The sequence below is a fragment of the Streptomyces sp. NBC_00425 genome (assembly GCF_036030735.1).
Taxonomy (GTDB): Bacteria; Actinomycetota; Actinomycetes; order Streptomycetales; family Streptomycetaceae; genus Streptomyces.
In genome coordinates, this window is the sequence record NZ_CP107928.1 from 660044 (window position 1) to 677693 (window position 17650).

Sequence of the window (17650 nt, forward strand, 5' to 3'; positions counted from 1 at the left end):
GGGCATTCACGATCCAGGGCCGGGGGGTGGCCTGATGGACACGGCGAGCGTCAGCGCTGCAGCCGAGCGTTCCGCGAACGCCGTCGCCGGCGCACGCGACGCCACCGGGACTTCCTGGGAGCCCTTGGGCAGCAGGAAATCGCACCCGAAGACGCCGACTCCGTCGTCCTGGTCGTCTCCGAGCTCGTCACCAATGCCCTGCGTCACGTCGGCGGAACCTGCAGACTCCGCCTGACCGCTCATCCCGACACCAAGTAATCATGGGCTGGGGCTCGCGATCGGCGGTGACAACAAGGGGGGGAGAGTCAGCGCATCATCTGATCGGCGACCGTTGCCACCGCACGGGGCACGAACCGCTCCAGGACGGGCATGGCAGTGACCCAGTCATCGAGGAGCAGGACCTGTGCGGCGAGCCTGCGAGCCCGGGACGGCTCGGACAGCTCCGCGAGCGCGGCCAGTGCCCTGGCTCGTGTCGAGCGGTGGGCGATCGAGTGGGCGAGAGCCTCGGCTCGGCCCGGCTCGACACGTCGAGCCAGCGCTCGAACCACTTCGACCAGTGCCTCGCCCTGCGCCCAGCGGTCGGTGATCGAGCGGACGAGGACCTCGGCCCGGTCCGGATCGCCGCGCCGGGCCAGCTCCCGAACCACTTCGACCAGTGCCCTGGTGTGCGCACGGCGGTCGCCGATCGCGTGAGCGACAGCCTCGGCCTGGTCGGTGTCACCATAGCGGGCCAGTCTCCCGGCGATCTGCGCCTGCCGTCCCGCGCGCTGACCGGGCTCGATCCGGTCGACGAGAGCCATGGCTCGCTCGAGGTGCCCCCGCTCGGCCAGCGACAGGGTCACGGCCTCCAGGAGAATGCTGTGATCAGGGCCGACGTCGGTGTCGAGCAGTGTCTCCGCCCGGTCGGCCAGGGCGAGGACCATGTCCTGGCCGACGGTTTCGACGACCGCGTCCAGCACACGTGCCAGGTCCCGGGCACGGAGGAAGGATTCGGCGGGGAGCGGGTGGCTGTCCACCTCGCGCACGTCGTCCGGATCTCCTTGCTGTGCCACGTCCTGGTCAGCGAATCCGCCGAGCGCCCCACCGCACAGCCTGGGCCCGGCGCCGGCCGGGGGTCTGGGCGGCGTGCGCAGCAGCGCGTCGATCCGGTCCAGATCCCCTCTCAGCACCTCCCAGGCGAGTACCACCGCCAAGGACGGAGGCCGGGACCGGGACGATACCGTCCGGTTGTGGGATCGGGCGAAGTCCTCCACACGGTCGGCGAACGCAGCGGCCAAGCGCTCGTCGCCGGTGGCATCGGCCACCTCCATCAGGAGGGCGAGCACCTCCCCCGCATCGTCGAGGGGGTAGGAACTGACCTCCTTGTCGGCGCGGGCAGCGAACCCGCGTGCCGCAGCGGTGTCGCCGTTGTCCGCCATCGCCTTCGCCAGCAAGGCCCACGTTCGCCCCCAGTTGTGGGGGTAGCGGATCCTCTCTGCCAGCGCGGCGGCTGTGTCGCGTTCACCGGTCCGGGCCCACGCCGCCGCAAGGGCGACCAGTGCGTCGTCCCGCCATCCGCGCAGGGGGATCGACTCGGCCAGTGTCTGGGCGCCGCACAGGTCTCCCGCTTCGGCCGCAGTCTCCACCAGCGCCAGGAACTCCATGCCCTGACGGCGCTCGTCGCTGATCGTGTACACCAGCTCGGCCGCGCGGGCGAGGTGGCCTGTGCGGACGAGCGCGCCCAAGTACCAACCCCTGGCGATGCGGTCGTCTGCGGCCCTGCCGAGAGAAATCCGTAGAACGGCCAGCAGGCAGGGTTCGAAGCCGCTTCGGGCAATGGCCTGTCCAGCCTCGTTCTCCGGCGCCAGGCCGCGACGCCGGTCCCCTTCCCGCATCCAGAACAGCTCCTCCCCCACTCGGCCATCCCCCTAGGCGTCCCTCCAAGGCTCCCTTGCCGGAGCCGACTCCCGCCGACGATACGGGCGGACGCCGACAGGCAATCGCCCGAGTCATGCGGAGAGGCAGGACCACTCGCCACTGGCGCTGCCGTTGCCGCTGGTCAATATGAGCATGACCAGCCCATGGCCAGCCCATGGCCAGCCGCCGCGGGAGCCGAGTGGGACCGTGATCCAGCCCTCCAGGAAAGTCGTCACCGCCGCCTCGCAAGCGGCCGAAGATCAACATCCCTGATGCACAGGCGCAGCACAGGCACTATCACCTGTCCCGCTCGCACTGTCCTGAGTGACGAACTCCGCCTCGGCTGGGCCTCGTGGGTACTCCGGTGGTAGATCGCGATCATGGATGTGAGGTTCACCGACGCCGTTGCGGCAGATCGGGAGGATGCGCTGAGCAGTACGTTCAGGGTGATCACCCTTCAGATGCCGGGCCTGGGCGCCGACATGAACGGCGCCCCGGCCGACCTGAACCCGGGGCGTCGCGGACGGTGCCGCCGCTTCCATCCCGCCGGAGGGACCGTCGCCGCCCGAGTCGCCACGAACTGGTCCGCGACATCGAGGACGAGGCGGCACGCTACTACCGCTCGCGCACCATGTCCTCGGTTCCGATGAGAACACCCGGTGCATGCCCCCACGTTCGCCACTCAGCGGGCAGAGGTGGCGCGCACGGCCCGGGTGACCCACAGCAGAACGAGCGCGGCAGCCTGGATGCCGATGACGACGAGGATCAGAAGCGGGACGGAGACGTCGTACAGGAGCCCGGCCAAAGCGCCGCCGACCAACGCGGCCGCTCCCATGATTCCGGCGAAGACGCCGTACGCGGTGGCCCGGCGGCCCACGGGTACGAGGTCGGCGACGGTGGCACGCAGCGTGGACTCCTGGACCCCGACGGCGGCGCCCCACACCAGCGCGCCCGCCACGGCGACCCCCACCGTGTCGGTGAAGGCCAGGGCCGGAACGGCGGCGGACAGCAGCGGCAGGACGACCAGGACCCGGGCGCCGAACCGGTCGTACAGCCAGCCCGTGGCCAGCGCCGCCACCGCGTCCGCCGCCATGGCCGCCGCGTACAGCACCGGAACCGTCGCGGTCGGCACCAGGTGCCGGACGACCAGGTGGTAGGAGAGCACACCGAAGGTGGCGAAACCAGTCAGGGTCGCGGCGGTGAAGACCGCGTAGGCCCAGAAGGCCCGCGGCAGCTTCCTCTCCCGGGACCCGGCAGGTCCCGGCTCTTCGGGGGAGTCCGACTCCTCGGGCGCCGCCACGCCGACGGCTGTCTCGTAGCCCACGGGTTCGGGAACCCTGGCACGCAGCCAGAACAGCAGCGCGACGGCGGCCACGCCCGGCAGCGCGAGCACCCCTAGCGCCGGGGCGTAGTCGCCGCCCGTCAGGGCGAGTACCCCGGCCACCGTGAGCGGGCCGATGAGCGCGCCGACCTGGTCCATCGCCTCGTGGACCGCGAAGCCGCGGCCCCGCCCGGTGGCGGCGGTGGCGTGCGAGAGCAGGGTGTCCTTGGCCGGGGAACGCACGGCCTTGCCGACGCGTTCCGCGATCACCAGGGTGCAGGCCGCCCACAGCACGCCGGTCAGACCGAGCACCGGGACGGTGGCCGCGGTCAGCACGTATCCGGCGATCGTCCATGCCCAGAAGCGGCGGCTGCGGTCGGCCAGCGGTCCCGAGGCCAGACGCAGTCCGAGCGCGGCGGCCTCGCCCGCCCCCGTGACCACGCCGACCACGGCCGCCGAGGCACCCAGGTGAGCGAGCAGTGGGCCGGTGACGGAACGAGCGCCCTCGTAGACGAAGTCCATCAGCAGGCTGACGCCCCCGAACACCAGCACGAACCGCCACGCCGAGAGCCCTTCGGCAGGCCCGTCCGGCGGTTCGGGCGTGGCAGGCGTGGTGCCGGCGGACTTCACGAACTCCTCCCCAGGGCGTCACGTGCACGGCAGGTCGGACATGGCCTCCTGAACACCGGACCACCTCCTGCTGGCGCTCTCCGCTTCACCGGACGAGTCCGGCAGGCGCATCCTCTCTCGACACGCTGGAGCAGTCAGGTGCGGGGGCGGGCGCTGAACGCTCTCCCGCGCCTGCCGGACGGGTGCGGTGCCCCTCGTACTCACTCGGCCCGCTCGGTGGCCCGGTCGTACTCGCCCGTCTCCGGAGGCAGGGCCGCGGACAGGGCGAGGCCGCGGCGCTCCTGAGTATGGGCGTGATCCGTCAGGCCGACCACTGCGGCCAACAGCACGGCCGGCGAGCTCACCGTACCGAGGTCGAGACCACCCGCCTAGGATGCGCGGGTGAACCTTTCGCATCTCGGCGCGCCGGTCGGGCCGATGATCCGCATCCATGGCGGGTTCGCCAACCGGATGTACCGACTCGACACCGACCAGGGGTCGTTCGCGGTGAAGGAGATGAACCTCGTCGACCGCCGCTGGACCTATCGCATCGAGGACGTGTTCAGGTTCGAGCGGGCGGCCTTCGCCGCCGGGATTCCGATGCCGGAGCCGATCTCGGCCGGCCACCACACACTCGTTCACCGATGGGTCGAAGGCGTGAAGGTGCCCGAAGCACCGGTGTCGGCGGCGTACGCGTTCGAGATCGGTGAGATCCTCGCGCGCATCCACGCGCTCGACGTCGCGTGGACGCCTGTGCCGATCGAGGACCCGACGTCGCGCGACTGGCCCGAGCTCGCCGCGCGGGCGGCGGCGACCGGTCAGCCGTGGGCCGACCGACTCGCTTCTCACGTCGAGACGTTCCTCGCGATCGCCCACTTCGTCGACACCTGCGAACGGCCGGGCCCCGTCGTGCTGACCCACAGGGACATCCAACCGTGGAACCTGCTCGCTCGAGAGGGTCGGCCGGTGGTGCTCGACTGGGAGCTCTCGGGGATGCTCGACCTGTCCGGCGAACTCGGCTCGACCGCGCTGAGCCTCGCGAAGGGACCTGGCTTCGACGACATCAAGCCCGCGATTTTCCGCTCGGTCCTCGACGGCTATGTCGCAGGAGGCGGAGCGCTGCCCCCGTCAGGACCGAGCTGGTTCGTGTTCATGATCGGCGGCTGGCTGGGGCACACCAGGTGGAACATCCTCCGGTGCCTCGCCGGTGTCGAGGCGAGCACCGGCCCTGACCTCGCGCTGTCGCACGAGTCCGTATGCAACGGGGTGCGTGGCCTCCCCGACCTGTTCGGCCGACTTCCGGACCTCGAGGCGCTGACGGCGTGACACACGCCCGCCCGCGTGGCTTTGTTCGCGAGTTTGGACGGCAGTTGTTCTTCGCCTCGGGAGGCGGTTGGATCGGGGCGGGGCCGATGTTCGCGAGAACGGGAGGCACCTGATCCGAAGCCTGTTCCAGGTGCCGGTCGGACAGTGCCGAGGGGGACGTCGTGGAGTGGCCGACGGGGTTGCGCGGGTTCGCCGCCGGGCTCCTGATATCCGTCATCACCGCGCCTGTGGGCGTCTCCGGAGCGGTCTTTCTGCTGCCCGTCCAGGTCAGTGTGCTGGGCGTGCCCAGCCCGGCTGTGACCCCCACGAACCTGCTCTACAACGTCGTGGCCGGCCCCGGCGCCCTCCTGCGCTACTGGCGGGCCGGACAGCTCGGCGGACCGCTGACCCGGCTCTTGATCACCGGCACCGTTCCCGGAGTCGTCATCGGCGCCGTGATCCGCGTCTACGCAGTTCCCGGCCCGCGAATCTTCCGCCTCCTCATAGCGGCGCTGCTCCTGCCGCTCGGGCTGTGGCTGTGGCTGCGGACCGTACGCCCGGCCCCACCCCACACTCGCCACCAGCCTTCGCCGCACGCGACGACGTCGCTGGCCCTGGCCGTCGGCGTGGCCGGCGGCATCTATGGAATCGGCGGCGGCTCGCTGCTCGGCCCGATCCTCGTCGGCCGCGGCGCAGCGGTCGCCACCGTCGCACCCGCCGCCCTGGCCTCCACCTTCGTCACCTCCATCGTCGGCGCGGCCACCTACGCGCTGCTCTCCCTCGCCACCACCGGCGACGTCGCCCCCAACTGGCTGCTGGGACTTTCCTGCGGCACCGGCGGTCTCCTCGGCGGCTACCTCGGCGCACGCCTCCAGCCGCACCTGCCCGAGACGGCTCTCCGGCTCCTGCTCGGAACCCTCGCCACCGGAATCGGCGCGCTCTACGCAGTCCAGACCCTTCGCTGACCGTTCAGGGAAAGTTGCATCCGACGGACGCCCTTTGGATCGATGCCGTGTGACCAGGAAGACGGCGCAGCCCCCGGCGCGACACCTACCGCAAGCGACGTGGTCCTGTGCTCCTGGGCAGTCGGCGTTCTTCATGCGGCCCGCGCCGCTCCCGGCGCGGGCCAGTTGCCACAACTCGGCACGCGCCGCCGGGCACCGAGGCAACGCTCTGCGCAATTTGCCCGACCCGTCGGCGGCGAGCTGTGCTCGTCACGCGTGTGGTCGCTCGGCTGGGCGGACTTCACCCTCCTTCCGGCCGCTGACTGATCCCCCTGCCGGCACCCCCGAGACCGGTGCTGGTCCTTCGGACGTTCCGAGTCAACTCCTGCGCCGGCAGTCGCGGGGTTTCCCGCCGGTTTCCCCGTTGCCTCTTCGGTGAGGCAACCGACAGCTTCTCGACTTGGCACCTCCCCCGGGCAAGGCTGACCCGCAGACGGACAATCGGACGTCGTGACGGATCAAGCAGAGTAAGGGAACAGCCCGATGTGGGTGAGACGCCTTTGGCGGACCCTGACCGTTGCCCTGGCAACGATGATGGCCGTCCTTGTGGTACCGACTGTGGCCCGGGCGGACGACGCCCAACCGCTGGACTACTGCCAGATCGCCGGGCCGGCCAGCCGGCAGGCACAGACCGCCGTGGCGTACGCGTGCGCCGCCTGGCGGGCCAAGACGCCGTACACCTGGGGTGGCGGTCACAACACGACGTACGTCGGGCCCACCTACGGTTCCGTCGACTGGAGCGATGTCCAGCACTCGTGGCGGGACCCCTGGATCAAGGGGCTGGACTGCTCGGGTTTCGTGCGGTGGGCCTGGTACCGGGCGATGAACCGCGACATTCTGCCCGGTACCGCGCTGGAGCAGTACCGCAGTTCCAACGCGTTCCAGGTCTATCCGGCGCACAACGGCGGCTCCGGGATCGAGGGCTATCTGCTCGCCGGTGACCTGGTGTTCACCTCCGAGAACGGCAGCGTCGACAAGATCTCGCACGTGATGCTCTACCTGGGCAACGGCAAGGTCGTGGAGGAATGGCAGTCCGGTGAGGTGGCCCGGGTGACCACGCTCGCCTCCCGTACCACCAACGGCCGTCTGGTCGGCGCCGTCCGGGTAGGCAACCAGGGTGCCCTGGAGCAGCCCGGCAGCTACTCGGCGAACCCCGCCATCGACCCCGGCAACCCGTTCGCGTACGTCCTCACACCCGGCGGCGGAGGCGGAGGCGGAGGCAACGGCATCCCCGAGCGTATGTGGGCGACCGACGTCAACGTCCGCCAGCACCCGAACCGTTCCGCGACCGTCCAGACGAACTTGCCGTCCCCGACCATGGTGTACGTGAGGTGCCAGCAGCACGGTGAGTCCGTCACCGACGAGGGCTACACCAATGACGCCTGGTCGTACCTGCCCGACCTGGGCGGCTGGATCAGCAACATCTATCTTCAGGGTCCAGCCTGGTTCAGTGACGTCCCACAGTGCGGCACCGGGCAGGCCGACTCCAGCATCGGCGGCGGCTCCAGCGCGCCCAACACGGCGGGCGGCCCCAACCGGACCTGGGGTACGGACGTGGCCGTCCGCTCCACGCCGTACACCGACTCGACCTCGACCGTGCTGACGCGGCTTGCGGGGCCGACCGCGGTGCAGCTCAGCTGTCAGAAGCACGCGCAGACGGTGTCCGCGGAGGGCTACACCAACGACGCCTGGTCCTACCTGCCCCAGTACGGCGGCTGGATCAGCAACATCTTCCTCCAGGGCGACGCCTGGATCGCCGGGATCCCCGCCTGCGACGGCAAGGGCACACCGACGCCCGCCGGCACCCGGCCCGGCCAGACCTGGGGAACCGACGTGGCCCTGCGTGTCGATCCCTCCACCTCCAGCGGGCTGGCCACCCGGCTGAGCGGGCCCACCGCCGTCGCCATCAGCTGCCAGAAACACGCGCAGACGGTGTCCGCGGAGGGCTACACCAACGACGCCTGGTCCTACCTGCCCCAGTACGGCGGCTGGATCAGCAACATCTACCTGCAGGGCGACGCCTGGCTGGCCGGCGTACCCGCCTGCTGATCCCGCACCACCACCCGCGGCGTCGGCCACCCTCTTCCCGGGGCGGTCGGCGCCGCCGTGCTCGCCATCGCGTCCAGGCTCCATCCGGTTCTTGCCCGCACGCGACCGGGTGTGCGGCGGCGGCAGGCGGGAGATCGCGCAGGACCATCAGCGCCGGGCGCGGCCGGCGGAGTGGACGGTCGAGCTCGGCATCGGAACCGGCCGACCGCCCGTACAGGTCCATGCCGGCGACGACTGCTACCCGGCCGGCAAGCTCCGTCGCGCCTCGACCAGGTGAAGTCCGCCGCCTCTTGGCGGTCGGCCTGCCCGCCTGCACGCCTGCCCACCTGCACGCGCTGACGGCCCGGCACCCTGCTGCGCTCGTGCTTCCTTCAGCTCACGTGATCACGAAACGCACGCTCCCGACTGCGCCGATGCCCTGGGCGCCGACCCGTTCGTCACCCGGTCGAAAGAAACGATGCGGTTCTCCCTCTGCGCGCAGCAAGCGGACGGATCGCCAGCCGCGGGAGCGGCGGGCCGGCGATCGTCAGCCCCCCGCTTCACGCACGGTCCGGTCCTGAGACTGCTCGTCGCGTTCATGGCGTTACTGGTGAAGAGGCGGTGTTCTAACCCTGCGCAATTCGGCGTGCTTGGGGTACCGGGTGATGCCTGACTCGCCCAGCGCTGCCCCGGATGCCCCGGTGGGTGCGGCTGCCATGACGGGGCGGAAACAGCGTGCTGCGACGACGCTCTGTTGCTACGCTCGCATGCATGATCACGCTTTCGCCTCAGCACTGGATGATGCCCCGTCGACGGGGCTGCTGAGAACGGACGCGTACCGAATCCGAGGCCCCGGGACGGGGCCTCGATTGTTGTGCGACCAGGCCTCGCTACCCGGTAGGAGGACCGATGACCGCACGACGCCGCTACATCACCACGACCATTCCGTACGTCAACGCCCGCCCGCACCTGGGCTTCGCCCTGGAGCTCGTCCAAGCCGACACGTTGGCCCGTCACCACCGCCAACGGGGCGAGCAGGTCCGGCTGCTCAGCGGAACCGACGACAACTCTCTGAAGAACGTCCTGGCCGCCGAAGCGGCCTGCGTCGACGTGCAGTCGTTCGTCGACCGCAACGCCGACGCCTTCGCTGCCTTGCGTGGCCCACTGGCACTCTCATTCGACGACTTCATCCGCACCAGCAGCGACCCACGTCACCGCGTCGGAGTCGAACGACTGTGGCGACAGTGCGCCGCCTCAGGCGACCTCTATCGCAAAGAGTACGAAGGCCTGTACTGCGTCGGTTGCGAGCAGTTCTACACCCCCGATGAACTGGTCGAAGGACGGTGCGGCGAGCACGGCACCGAACCGCAGCTCGTCGCGGAAGAGAACTGGTTCTTCAGGCTGTCCCGCTACGCCGACCGCCTCCATCAACTGATCTCGAGCGGCGACCTGCGCATCGAGCCCGCCGCCCGCCGCAACGAGGTCCTCGCCCTCATCGAACGTGGCCTGCACGACTTCTCCGTCTCCCGCTCCCACAGCCGCGCCCGCGGCTGGGGCATCCCCGTGCCGGACGACCCGAGCCAGGTCGTCTATGTGTGGTGGGACGCCCTCGGCAACTACGTCACCAGCCTCGGATACGGCACCGGTGACAGCACCTACGAGCAGTGGTGGGAAACCAGCGAGCGCCGCGTCCACCTGGTCGGCAAGGGAGTGGTGCGCTTCCACGCCGTGTACTGGCCTGCCATGCTGCTGTCGGCCGGGCTCCCGCTGCCCACCGACATCCTGGTCCACGACTACCTCACCGTCGACGGCCGCAAGATCAGCAAGTCCGCCGGAACCACCGTCGACCCGGCCGCGCTGGCCGCAACATATGGCACCGATGCGTTGCGCTGGTGGCTCCTGCGCGATGTGCCCCGGGTCGGGGATTCGGACTTCACGCCCGACCGCCTGACCACCCGCGCGGATGCGGATTTCGCCGGAGGGCTGGGCAACCTCGTCCACCGCATCGTGACCATGGTTCACCGCTTTCGCGGCGGAATTGTCCCTGCCTCTGCGCCGGCAAATCCCGGGGAGCTGGCGGTGGCGGACGTTTGCCGGGAGGCGCCTGGCCTGGTCGACGCCGCTTTGGCCGACTTCGACTTCCGGCGTGCCATCCACGCTGTATGGGAGATCGTGGAGGAGGCCAATCGATGTATTGACGCGACCCGCCCTTGGGAGCTGGCTCGGGAAGAGCGGAGGGGCAACGGTGAAGCGGCGAAGCAACTCGACACCGTCCTCGTCACGCTGGTCACAGCGTGCCGCGTGCTGGCCGATGAACTACTCCCGTTCATCCCAGATGCCGCCACGCGGATCACCGGACAGTTGACACCCGTCGAGGGGCTTCTGCCCGCAGCACAGCCGCTGTTCCCTCGCCTTCACGAGGACGCGCAGCCAGCCTGACCTCCGGTGCTACATGAACCTGGTCGCCTTCCTCTCGGTCTTCGTGCAGCTTCGGGAGGGGCGCCCAGGGCCCGGGGCAGTTCCGAGATCAGCTTCGTTATTCTTACCTGCCAGCAGCTTCGCTGTTCAGGACCGCGAGGTAGCCGGCCCAGCTGTCCTGAGCGAGCGCCGCCCACCGGGTCGCGGTGTTCCGGTGGACGCCGAAGAGGTCACTGATGATGATCGGCGGTAGTTCCCCGGCCATGCCGAACAAGGCCGTGTTGCGGGCGGCGATGGTGGGCAGGCCGCGCCTCATGAGTTGTCCCGACAGCGCCTCTGGGCTGCGTGGGCGGCTGGCGGGCTGGGCGAGCAGCAGGAGCTCGGGATGCTCGCTGGTGGCAAGCGGCCCCAGGGCGGCGCGCGACCGGCCTGTGGTGATCTGCTGTTCGATGAGACGAGCCGGCGTCGGCGGCAGGAGCACAAGGTTCTTGTCGAAGGTGAAGTAGGCCCCGCGGGCGGCACCCCGCTCTGTGGCTCACCGAGCGGGTCGGCCGGCTGTCCCCGCGGTCGATCAACGAGGCATTCGTCGCTGCCCGCCGGGACGCCGACCTCGACGAGGATCTCGACCTGCACTGCCTGAGGCACCCCGCCTCCCGCGCCCGCGTCGACTCCGTCGCCGGACAGATCCGCGCCGCCTGCCCCGAGCTCCAGGTCGACGTGACCGTGGGCAGTTCCCCGGCGCCGCAGACGGTCGCGCTGCCGCAGAACGTCAAGGTCACCGAGTACTGGGCCGCCAAGGGAGTCGCCCTGCGAATCCTCAAGGCGGTGGACAGCAAGAGCGCCGTCCTGCTCGCCCTGGTCCTGGTGATGTGCGCACTGTTCGTCGGACAGGCCGCCCTGGCCTCCGTACGCTCCCGGCGCACCGAGCTCAGAACCCTGCGCTGTGTCGGCTGGAGCGCTCCGGAGATTCTCCGGCTCATCCTCGATGAGCCGGCGGTGATCGGACTCGGCGCGGGCACACTCGGCGCCCTCCTCGCCCACGGTCTGGGAGCCCTGGGCGGACTGCCCTTCTCGGCGGCCAAGGCGGCTCTCGTCCTCCCCATCGCTCTGCTGCTCGCGCTGAGCGCCGGCTCGGTGCCCGCCTGGCGGGCCACGCGCGTCCAGCCGCTGGACGCCGTCACTCCCCCGGCCACCGGCGCCCGCCGCGCGGCCACCGCCCCGTTCCATCGCCGGCCTCGCGCTGAACAACCTGCTGCGCGTCCCCGGTCGGACCGTACTGGGCGCGGCCGGACTCGCGCTCGGCGTCGCCGCGTTCACCGTTCTGATCACCCTGACGCTCGCCTTCCAGGGCGAGATCGCGGGCTCGTTGCTCGGCAACGCGGTCGTCGCGCAGGCTCGTACGGCCGACCACCTCAGCGTGGCCCTGACCCTGTTGCTCGGCGCCGCCGGCGCAGTGGACATGCTGGTCCTCTCCCTGCGCGAACGGGCCGCAGATCTCGCCGTGCTGAGCGCTTCCGGCTGGTCGAGACGCGAACTCGGTCGCCTCGCCCTGTACGAAGGGGCCGGGCTCGCCCTCCTGGGCGGGCTCACGGGCGCCGTCGCGGGACTGGCCACGGTCCTCGCGGTGGGCCGAGGGCTCTGGGAAGGAAGGTTCCTGACGATGACCGCGGCAGCACTGCTGTCCACACTGGCGGGTGTCTGCCTCGTCTGCGGGGTCCTCGCACTCAGTGTCCGGACGCTGCACCGCATCGCACCGGTCCACCTGCTCGCCGGGGAATGCCGGGGAATGAGGAGCGCGACCGCCCAGGGCCGCGGAGAAGTTCCGACCGGCCACGCTGAGCGTCAGACGTGGCCATGACCCTTGGCCTGAGTCCGTGCGTCTCTGGGGCACTTTCGAGGGACGGCCGTCCACCGCATGCCTGACGTGCGGCGGCCGGCCGCCTTGTGCTGCCGGGTCTGATTCCGGCACGCGCTTCATGCGGGGGCGTCGTTCGGCTCATGCGTGGGCGCCGTTCGGCGACGACGACGGAGATCCGGAGGCGCCCGCCCACACCTGCGCGGCCTCGCCGACCACGCTCGGTCCCCGAACACCTCACGAACTACCGGCCGAGCACCTCACCAGGTCTTCAGGCTGCTGCGTACTGAGCGATATCGGGCCGTACTCATCTGTGACGTCCAGGAGTTGATGCGGCTCGGACTGCGCACGGTGGTGGACAGCCAGGCGGACCTCACGGTCGTCGGCGAGGCCGGGGACGGCGAGACGGCCGTGGCCCAGGCATCCACGCTGCGCCCGGACCTCGTCCTCATGAAGACGCGACTGCCGCACCTGGACGGCATCTCGGCCACCGCGCGATTGCGCACCGCACTGCCCGACACCCGCGGGCTTGTCCTCACCGCTCGCGACCGCGACGAGTACGCCTACGCGCGCTCCGCGCCGGAGCCAGCGGCTTCCAGCACGACACCGGCCACTGCGCGCCCACCTCCGGCAGGTACCCGACCCTCGTTCGCATCGCGGGCGGTGGTGTCCTCTGGTCGGCCTGTTCCCGAGCGCCGGCCGGTGGCGGCGTAGGTGAAGGTGCTGCGGCTCCAGGCCATTCGGCGCAGGCGCCAGGTCGGTGTGCACGATCTCCTGATGGTCTCGGTTTCGAGGCGCACTGCATGCGGGCGCCCACGCCTCTTGCCCCGGACCGGTGGGTCTGGTTTTGTACGGCGCTACAGGGGCGTGATCACGCAGACACGGGGAGAAACGAGCGGCGTGGACCGGGGAACACAGGCAAGGACCAGAGACTCCCTGCCGGAAGGACTCGGTCGGGCGATACGGGAGACCGCGAGTGCCATCGCCGCGCTCCTGGACGGCGCGACGGACATGACCGGTCCCGTACCGGGGTTGGAGTGGACCGTCGGTGAGACGGCGGCCCACCTGGCACTGGCCAACGGCCTGATGGCCGATCTCGCGTCCGGCCAGGAACGCCTCTACGGAGACGGCACGCCGCAGAGTCTCGCGGCGGCCAATGCACAGAGCCTCGTCGAGTTCCCGGAGCGCACGGCAGAACCGCTGGCCGCGATGATCGTGGAGCAGGCCGAAGCGTTCCTGGACGCGATGGACCGCGCCGTGACGGACGGGACCGCGGGCCGGACGCTCGCGACCCCGCTCGGTCCCATGGACCACGACGTTCTCGCCTCGTACCTGCTGACCCACATGCTGGGCCACGGTTACGATCTCGCCCGCGGGCTGCGTCGGCCGCACATGATCAACGAGAGGCGGGTCGGGTTGTGCCTGCCGTTCCTGAAGACGGCGATGCCGCGCGTCGCCACCGCCTCCGCTCTGACGGCCCGTTACACCGTGCGCGTCCGGGGAGGCACGGCATTCGGCGTCACGTTCACCGACGGCGCGGTCGAGGTGCTTCCTGACCCGCCGGAGCGTTCGGAGTGCACCATCCTCACCGAGCCGGTCGCCTTCCTCCTCATCGCGCTGGGACGTCTGGGCCCGTGGCAGGCCATGGCACGCGGAGCTGTGCTCGCCTGGGGCCGCAAACCCTGGCTGGCCCCCCGCTTCCCCACTCTGTTCGTCGCACCCTGACCATGGCGCTCCCTGCTGAAGCCCGGCACTGAGAGCCGTCATGGCGGCGGGCCGAACGCCCTCGCCGACATCACCGCAGGGCGCTCATCTGATGATCACGGAAAGAAGGCGGCATCATCGTGATCAGCTCCTGAAGCCAGACGGGCAGCCCTGTCCGCGCCTGCGTGGCCCACCTGGCCATCCCATGGCCCACCTGGCGATCCCTGGTGTCGACCACGGTCTGCGCTGTGCGGAAGGACCGGTTCGCGGAGCCACGGGCTTTGGCCGATGCACCTCCCGCCCGGCCTCCGGGACGGCGACAGCGCACCGGCCAGAGCCAGCGGGAGCGTGAGACTTCCCGACCTGCATGCCCGCCTCCTGAGGACGTCCTGGCCATCGGCTCCCGGTATCCCCTGGCAGACATCGCTCATGGCGAAAACACAATTGACTTCCTGTTTGTGATCCCAGGTCGTGGCTAATTGATCATCGCGTGACTTCCGAGCCGGCATGAAGAACAGCGACCGGAACAGACCGATGGCCTTGAGCTTGCGGTTCAGCAAGATCGCCAGCCCGAGTGCCAGAGCCGTCTGGAAGGGGGCGACGACCACGGCGAAGGTCAGGTTGTCGAGCAGGGCCCGGAGGAACGGGCCGGCCAGGTCGGGGTCGGTGAACAGCCGCCGGTACTGCTCCAGGCCGAAGCAGGTGGGCTCCAGCGGGGAGCCGAGGCGCACGTTGTGGAAGGAGAGCACCACGGCGTAGCCGTAGGGGATGCCGGCGAAGGCGATGAGTCCGGCGAGGGCGGGGCCGGACATCGCCAGTCCGTGGATCCGGTCGCGGTTCTTCGGCGCCGGCCGCGCCGATCGGGACGGCCGGGTGGATCGGGACGGCCGCGCCGATCGGGACGGCCGGGTGGATCGGGACGGCCGGGTGACGGCGTCCGCGCCGTCCGGGGTGAGTCCCGCGTGGGGCCGGGCTTCCTTGAGCCCCACCCGGTCCTGCGTCCGCCGGTCCACCGGGCGTACAGTCCGCCGCCGTTGGAGAAGTGCAGTGCCCGGTCGATCCGGTACGGCAGGTCGGTGACGGTGGTCCGATGGCTCGCGGCGAGGTGCGGTTCGAGGAAGCCCGGCAGGTCGACCCACTCCGGCCCCTTGAAGGTGGGGCTGCGCACGTCGGGCGCCAGCCGCCCCGAGGGGTCCGCCACGGCCTGCTCCACCACCCCGTAGGCCGACACGCGGTAGCGGTCGGCGAGGGCGCCGTACCGGACGTGGAGCAGGCCGTTCCGCCAGCGCAGATCGCTGGGAACGAATAGGCGATCAGAGCGGCGCCTGGGTTCGGAATTTGTTCACGTTTCACACGTCGCCGACAGCCCGCACCGCTCAGTTGCCGGACCGGTTTTCGGACCTGCAGCGCGGTGCCCGGTGCGCTCCCCCGGGTGCGCCCCGCCGATCGGAGGAGCGCCGCCCACCCGATCAGTCATCATCCGTGCGCCCCGCCGCCCCGGCTCCCCGTACGGCTCGGAGCCGGCGGAGATGCTGAGCCCTCCTGGGAACAACCGTTCCTCAGGGCGAACGGTCATCGGAGGCGACCATGCCACAACTGACTCTCGTCGACCACAAGGTGAAGCACAAATCGACCGTCCCGGCGAACTCCGGCGAGGAGATCGAACTCTTCGTTCGGGAGTACAAGAAGGCCACCGGGGCCACCGGCACGCCCAAGCCGGTCCTCATGCTCCACGGCAGGAGCGTTCCGGCCCTTCCCGGCTTCGACCTCGTGCTCCCTCCCAAAGGCAGTTCCCCCAACCCGGACACCAGCTACAGCTGGGCGCAGTTCCTGGCGGGCAAGGGCTACGACGTATACATCATGGACCTCCAGGGCTCCGGGCTCTCGCCCCGCCCGAAGATGGAGGACCCGTGCAACGCAAACCCCGCGCAACGGGGGCTGCTGGAAACCAATCCCGGCACCGGGACCTGCTCCCCGACGGCGCCCTACCCGCACCAACTGGGCAACTCCCAGAGCGAATGGGACGAACTGGCCACCGTCGTCAAGTTCATCAGGGCCCGGTGCAACAACGCGAAGGTCTCCTTCATCGGCTGGTCCGCGGCCTCGTTCGTCATGGGCCCGTACGCGCTGCAGCATCCCGGGGACGTGGCGGGCATGTTCCTTCTCGCGCCCATCTTTCCCCCGGCCGGCCGCTGGTCGACACACCCGGAGGCACCCTTCGCCCCGCCTCCCGGGACGGGACTGCCGACGCAGCCCGAGTCAAAGCCGCCCGCGGTCTTCGGCTTTCCGATGAACCTGACCAGCAAGGGGACCCTGCAGGCCACCGTCAGTGACAAGGACCTCGCCGGCCACGTGTGGCAGACCATCATGGACTGCGACAGCCTCGGCCAGAAGTGGGGCGGCACCACCGCAGGGGCGCCTGAAGGCGTCATGCGGTGGCGCAACTCCTACTGGTGGGGCTGGAACACGAGCACCGTGCCGTACGGCTCCACGCTCGGCACCGCTGTGCCGGTGTGCATCGTCTACGGAGACCAGGACACCACGGCCAATACGGCTGTCGAGTTGGGACCGGTGCTGCACTTCTCCGTTCCGGACCTCTACCGGGCGATTCCGGGCGCCGACAAACTGATGATCCGGGTCGAGGGCTGGGACCACCAGCCGGTCTGGGAACGCCGGCCCAACCAGACGCTGCAGCAGATGTCCTGGAAATGGCTCGACGACAAGAAGGTGTACGGCGTCGAGAGCGGAAGCTGGTTCATGGACGCGGACGGCGTGGTGAGCGAAGTGGAATGAAGCCCTCGGGCCACGGCGCCACGCAGGGACGAGCCGGGGCCGGGCCGCGGAGTGTGAGTGCGGCCCGGCGCCGGCGGCCAGGACCGAAGATCGCCGGACCGCCGACCGGGACGGCAGCGACGTGACAGGTCACCGGAAGCGTCCGAGCCGGGACAAGGCCGATGTCGACCAGCGATGACCGGCGCAGGCAGGCGACATCGGGAATCGGACGGTAACCGCGTGTCGATCACAGGCGAGGGCGGTTCAGCAGCCGGGAGAGCACGATGGCGCTCTCGGTCCGCTCGACAGGAGCGGTGGCCCGCACGCGCTGGATGGCCTGCTCCAGGTGGGTGATGTCTCTTGCGAGCATGTGGACGACCGCGTCGGCGGCTCCGGAGACGGTACAGGCTTCGACGACCTCGGGAATGTCCTCCAGAGCACGGCGCAGTTCGGCGGGGGTGGGGTTACCGGTGCAGTAGACCTCGACGAAAGCCTCGGTGTGCCAGGCCAGCGCCTGGGGATCGACGAGAGCGGTGAAACCGCGGATCGCACCCGTGGCCACCAGTCGGTCGAGGCGCCGCTTGGCTGCCGGCGCGGACAACCCGGCAGCCTTTCCGATCTCGGCGTATGTGGCGCGGGCGTCGCGCAGCACGCAGCGGACGATCGCTTGGTCGATGACGTCCATGCCTTCCCTCCCGGCCTCGGAGTGGGCGACCACGGCGCAAGAATTCGCCACAG

General features: G+C 70.2%; 15 protein-coding genes and 5 pseudogenes. 12 read left to right on the forward strand and 8 right to left on the reverse strand.

The genetic code is table 11. The features are described 5' to 3' along the window. Nucleotides 1-34 precede the first annotated feature (34 nt). Nucleotides 35-249: pseudogene (locus OHS82_RS02940) on the forward strand (ATP-binding protein); the annotation flags it as partial. A 56-nt stretch (nucleotides 250-305) separates the two neighbouring features. Here the strand turns inward: OHS82_RS02940 and OHS82_RS02945 are convergent. Both OHS82_RS02945 and OHS82_RS02950 read right to left on the reverse strand, forming a co-directional pair. Then, entirely contained in the window at nucleotides 306-1724 is a 1419-nt protein-coding gene (locus tag OHS82_RS02945; protein WP_328433197.1) for a hypothetical protein, read from the reverse strand. A gap of 854 nt (nucleotides 1725-2578) precedes the next feature. After that, nucleotides 2579-3847 (reverse strand): MFS transporter, encoded by a 1269-nt coding sequence (locus tag OHS82_RS02950; RefSeq protein ID WP_328433198.1) that lies wholly within the window; start codon nucleotides 3845-3847, stop codon nucleotides 2579-2581. Between the two features lie 58 nt (nucleotides 3848-3905). On the opposite strand from OHS82_RS02950, the pseudogene OHS82_RS43385 reads away from it, so the two are divergent. After that, a pseudogene (locus tag OHS82_RS43385) lies at nucleotides 3906-4004 on the forward strand (hypothetical protein); the annotation flags it as partial. A gap of 43 nt (nucleotides 4005-4047) precedes the next feature. Here OHS82_RS43385 and OHS82_RS02955 read toward each other — a convergent pair. Continuing rightward, the gene (locus OHS82_RS02955; RefSeq protein WP_157876260.1) at nucleotides 4048-4191 is read right to left on the reverse strand and encodes a hypothetical protein; all 144 of its coding nucleotides are present in this window, start codon (nucleotides 4189-4191) and stop codon (nucleotides 4048-4050) included. 37 nt (nucleotides 4192-4228) lie between these two features. On the opposite strand from OHS82_RS02955, the gene OHS82_RS02960 reads away from it, so the two are divergent. From OHS82_RS02960 to metG, 5 genes are all read left to right on the forward strand, one after another. Next, nucleotides 4229-5152: a phosphotransferase family protein gene (locus OHS82_RS02960; protein ID WP_057574949.1), complete on the forward strand. Its 924-nt coding sequence runs from the start codon at nucleotides 4229-4231 to the stop codon at nucleotides 5150-5152. A 161-nt stretch (nucleotides 5153-5313) separates the two neighbouring features. Further along, entirely contained in the window at nucleotides 5314-6096 is a 783-nt protein-coding gene (locus OHS82_RS02965) for a sulfite exporter TauE/SafE family protein (RefSeq protein WP_057574948.1), read from the forward strand. Nucleotides 6097-6666: 570 nt separating this feature from the next. Next, complete coding sequence (locus OHS82_RS02970) at nucleotides 6667-8184, forward strand: NlpC/P60 family protein (protein WP_328433199.1); 1518 nt, start codon at nucleotides 6667-6669, stop codon at nucleotides 8182-8184. Between the two features lie 91 nt (nucleotides 8185-8275). Then, nucleotides 8276-8461: a hypothetical protein gene (locus OHS82_RS02975; protein ID WP_328433200.1), complete on the forward strand. Its 186-nt coding sequence runs from the start codon at nucleotides 8276-8278 to the stop codon at nucleotides 8459-8461. A gap of 611 nt (nucleotides 8462-9072) precedes the next feature. Beyond that, on the forward strand, nucleotides 9073-10602 hold the full coding sequence (gene metG, locus OHS82_RS02980; RefSeq protein WP_328433201.1) for a methionine--tRNA ligase: 1530 nt from the start codon (nucleotides 9073-9075) through the stop codon (nucleotides 10600-10602). 103 nt (nucleotides 10603-10705) lie between these two features. Here the strand turns inward: metG and OHS82_RS02985 are convergent, their stop codons facing one another. Then, nucleotides 10706-11062 (reverse strand): hypothetical protein, encoded by a 357-nt coding sequence (locus OHS82_RS02985; RefSeq protein ID WP_328433202.1) that lies wholly within the window; start codon nucleotides 11060-11062, stop codon nucleotides 10706-10708. Between the two features lie 386 nt (nucleotides 11063-11448). Between OHS82_RS02985 and OHS82_RS02995 the strand changes: the two are divergent. From OHS82_RS02995 to OHS82_RS03010, 4 genes and pseudogenes are all read left to right on the forward strand, one after another. Continuing rightward, nucleotides 11449-11688 (forward strand): annotated as a pseudogene (locus tag OHS82_RS02995) (FtsX-like permease family protein); the annotation flags it as partial. A 259-nt stretch (nucleotides 11689-11947) separates the two neighbouring features. Beyond that, complete coding sequence (locus OHS82_RS03000; RefSeq protein ID WP_328433203.1) at nucleotides 11948-12439, forward strand: ABC transporter permease; 492 nt, start codon at nucleotides 11948-11950, stop codon at nucleotides 12437-12439. Between the two features lie 327 nt (nucleotides 12440-12766). Beyond that, nucleotides 12767-13150 (forward strand): response regulator, encoded by a 384-nt coding sequence (locus OHS82_RS03005; protein WP_328433204.1) that lies wholly within the window; start codon nucleotides 12767-12769, stop codon nucleotides 13148-13150. Between the two features lie 186 nt (nucleotides 13151-13336). After that, complete coding sequence (locus OHS82_RS03010; RefSeq protein ID WP_057574947.1) at nucleotides 13337-14161, forward strand: maleylpyruvate isomerase family mycothiol-dependent enzyme; 825 nt, start codon at nucleotides 13337-13339, stop codon at nucleotides 14159-14161. Nucleotides 14162-14256: 95 nt separating this feature from the next. Here the strand turns inward: OHS82_RS03010 and OHS82_RS03015 are convergent, their stop codons facing one another. Both OHS82_RS03015 and OHS82_RS03020 read right to left on the reverse strand, forming a co-directional pair. Continuing rightward, entirely contained in the window at nucleotides 14257-14952 is a 696-nt protein-coding gene (locus tag OHS82_RS03015; protein WP_328436182.1) for a carbohydrate ABC transporter permease, read from the reverse strand. A gap of 102 nt (nucleotides 14953-15054) precedes the next feature. Then, nucleotides 15055-15446 (reverse strand): annotated as a pseudogene (locus OHS82_RS03020) (class III lanthionine synthetase LanKC N-terminal domain-containing protein); the annotation flags it as partial. 281 nt (nucleotides 15447-15727) lie between these two features. Here OHS82_RS03020 and OHS82_RS03025 point away from each other — a divergent pair. Continuing rightward, nucleotides 15728-16933, forward strand: coding sequence for an alpha/beta hydrolase (locus OHS82_RS03025; RefSeq protein ID WP_057574946.1), 1206 nt, complete (start codon nucleotides 15728-15730; stop codon nucleotides 16931-16933). A 97-nt stretch (nucleotides 16934-17030) separates the two neighbouring features. Here OHS82_RS03025 and OHS82_RS03030 read toward each other — a convergent pair. Continuing rightward, nucleotides 17031-17147, reverse strand: a pseudogene (locus tag OHS82_RS03030) (NUDIX hydrolase); the annotation flags it as partial. 12 nt (nucleotides 17148-17159) lie between these two features. After that, nucleotides 17160-17597: an Lrp/AsnC family transcriptional regulator gene (locus OHS82_RS03035; protein ID WP_328436017.1), complete on the reverse strand. Its 438-nt coding sequence runs from the start codon at nucleotides 17595-17597 to the stop codon at nucleotides 17160-17162. Between the last annotated feature and the right edge of the window lie 53 nt (nucleotides 17598-17650).

Bases quoted from the DNA above. Each gene is read 5' to 3' on its own strand.
- OHS82_RS02970 (WP_328433199.1), top strand. From the start codon at position 6,667: ATGATGGCCGTCCTTGTGGTACCGACTGTGGCCCGGGCGGACGACGCC.
- metG (WP_328433201.1), top strand. From the start codon at position 9,073: ATGACCGCACGACGCCGCTACATCACCACGACCATTCCGTACGTCAAC.
- OHS82_RS03005 (WP_328433204.1), top strand. From the start codon at position 12,767: ATGCGGCTCGGACTGCGCACGGTGGTGGACAGCCAGGCGGACCTCACG.
- OHS82_RS03015 (WP_328436182.1), bottom strand. From the start codon at position 14,952: ATGTCCGGCCCCGCCCTCGCCGGACTCATCGCCTTCGCCGGCATCCCC.
- OHS82_RS03025 (WP_057574946.1), top strand. From the start codon at position 15,728: ATGCCACAACTGACTCTCGTCGACCACAAGGTGAAGCACAAATCGACC.
- OHS82_RS03035 (WP_328436017.1), bottom strand. From the start codon at position 17,597: ATGGACGTCATCGACCAAGCGATCGTCCGCTGCGTGCTGCGCGACGCC.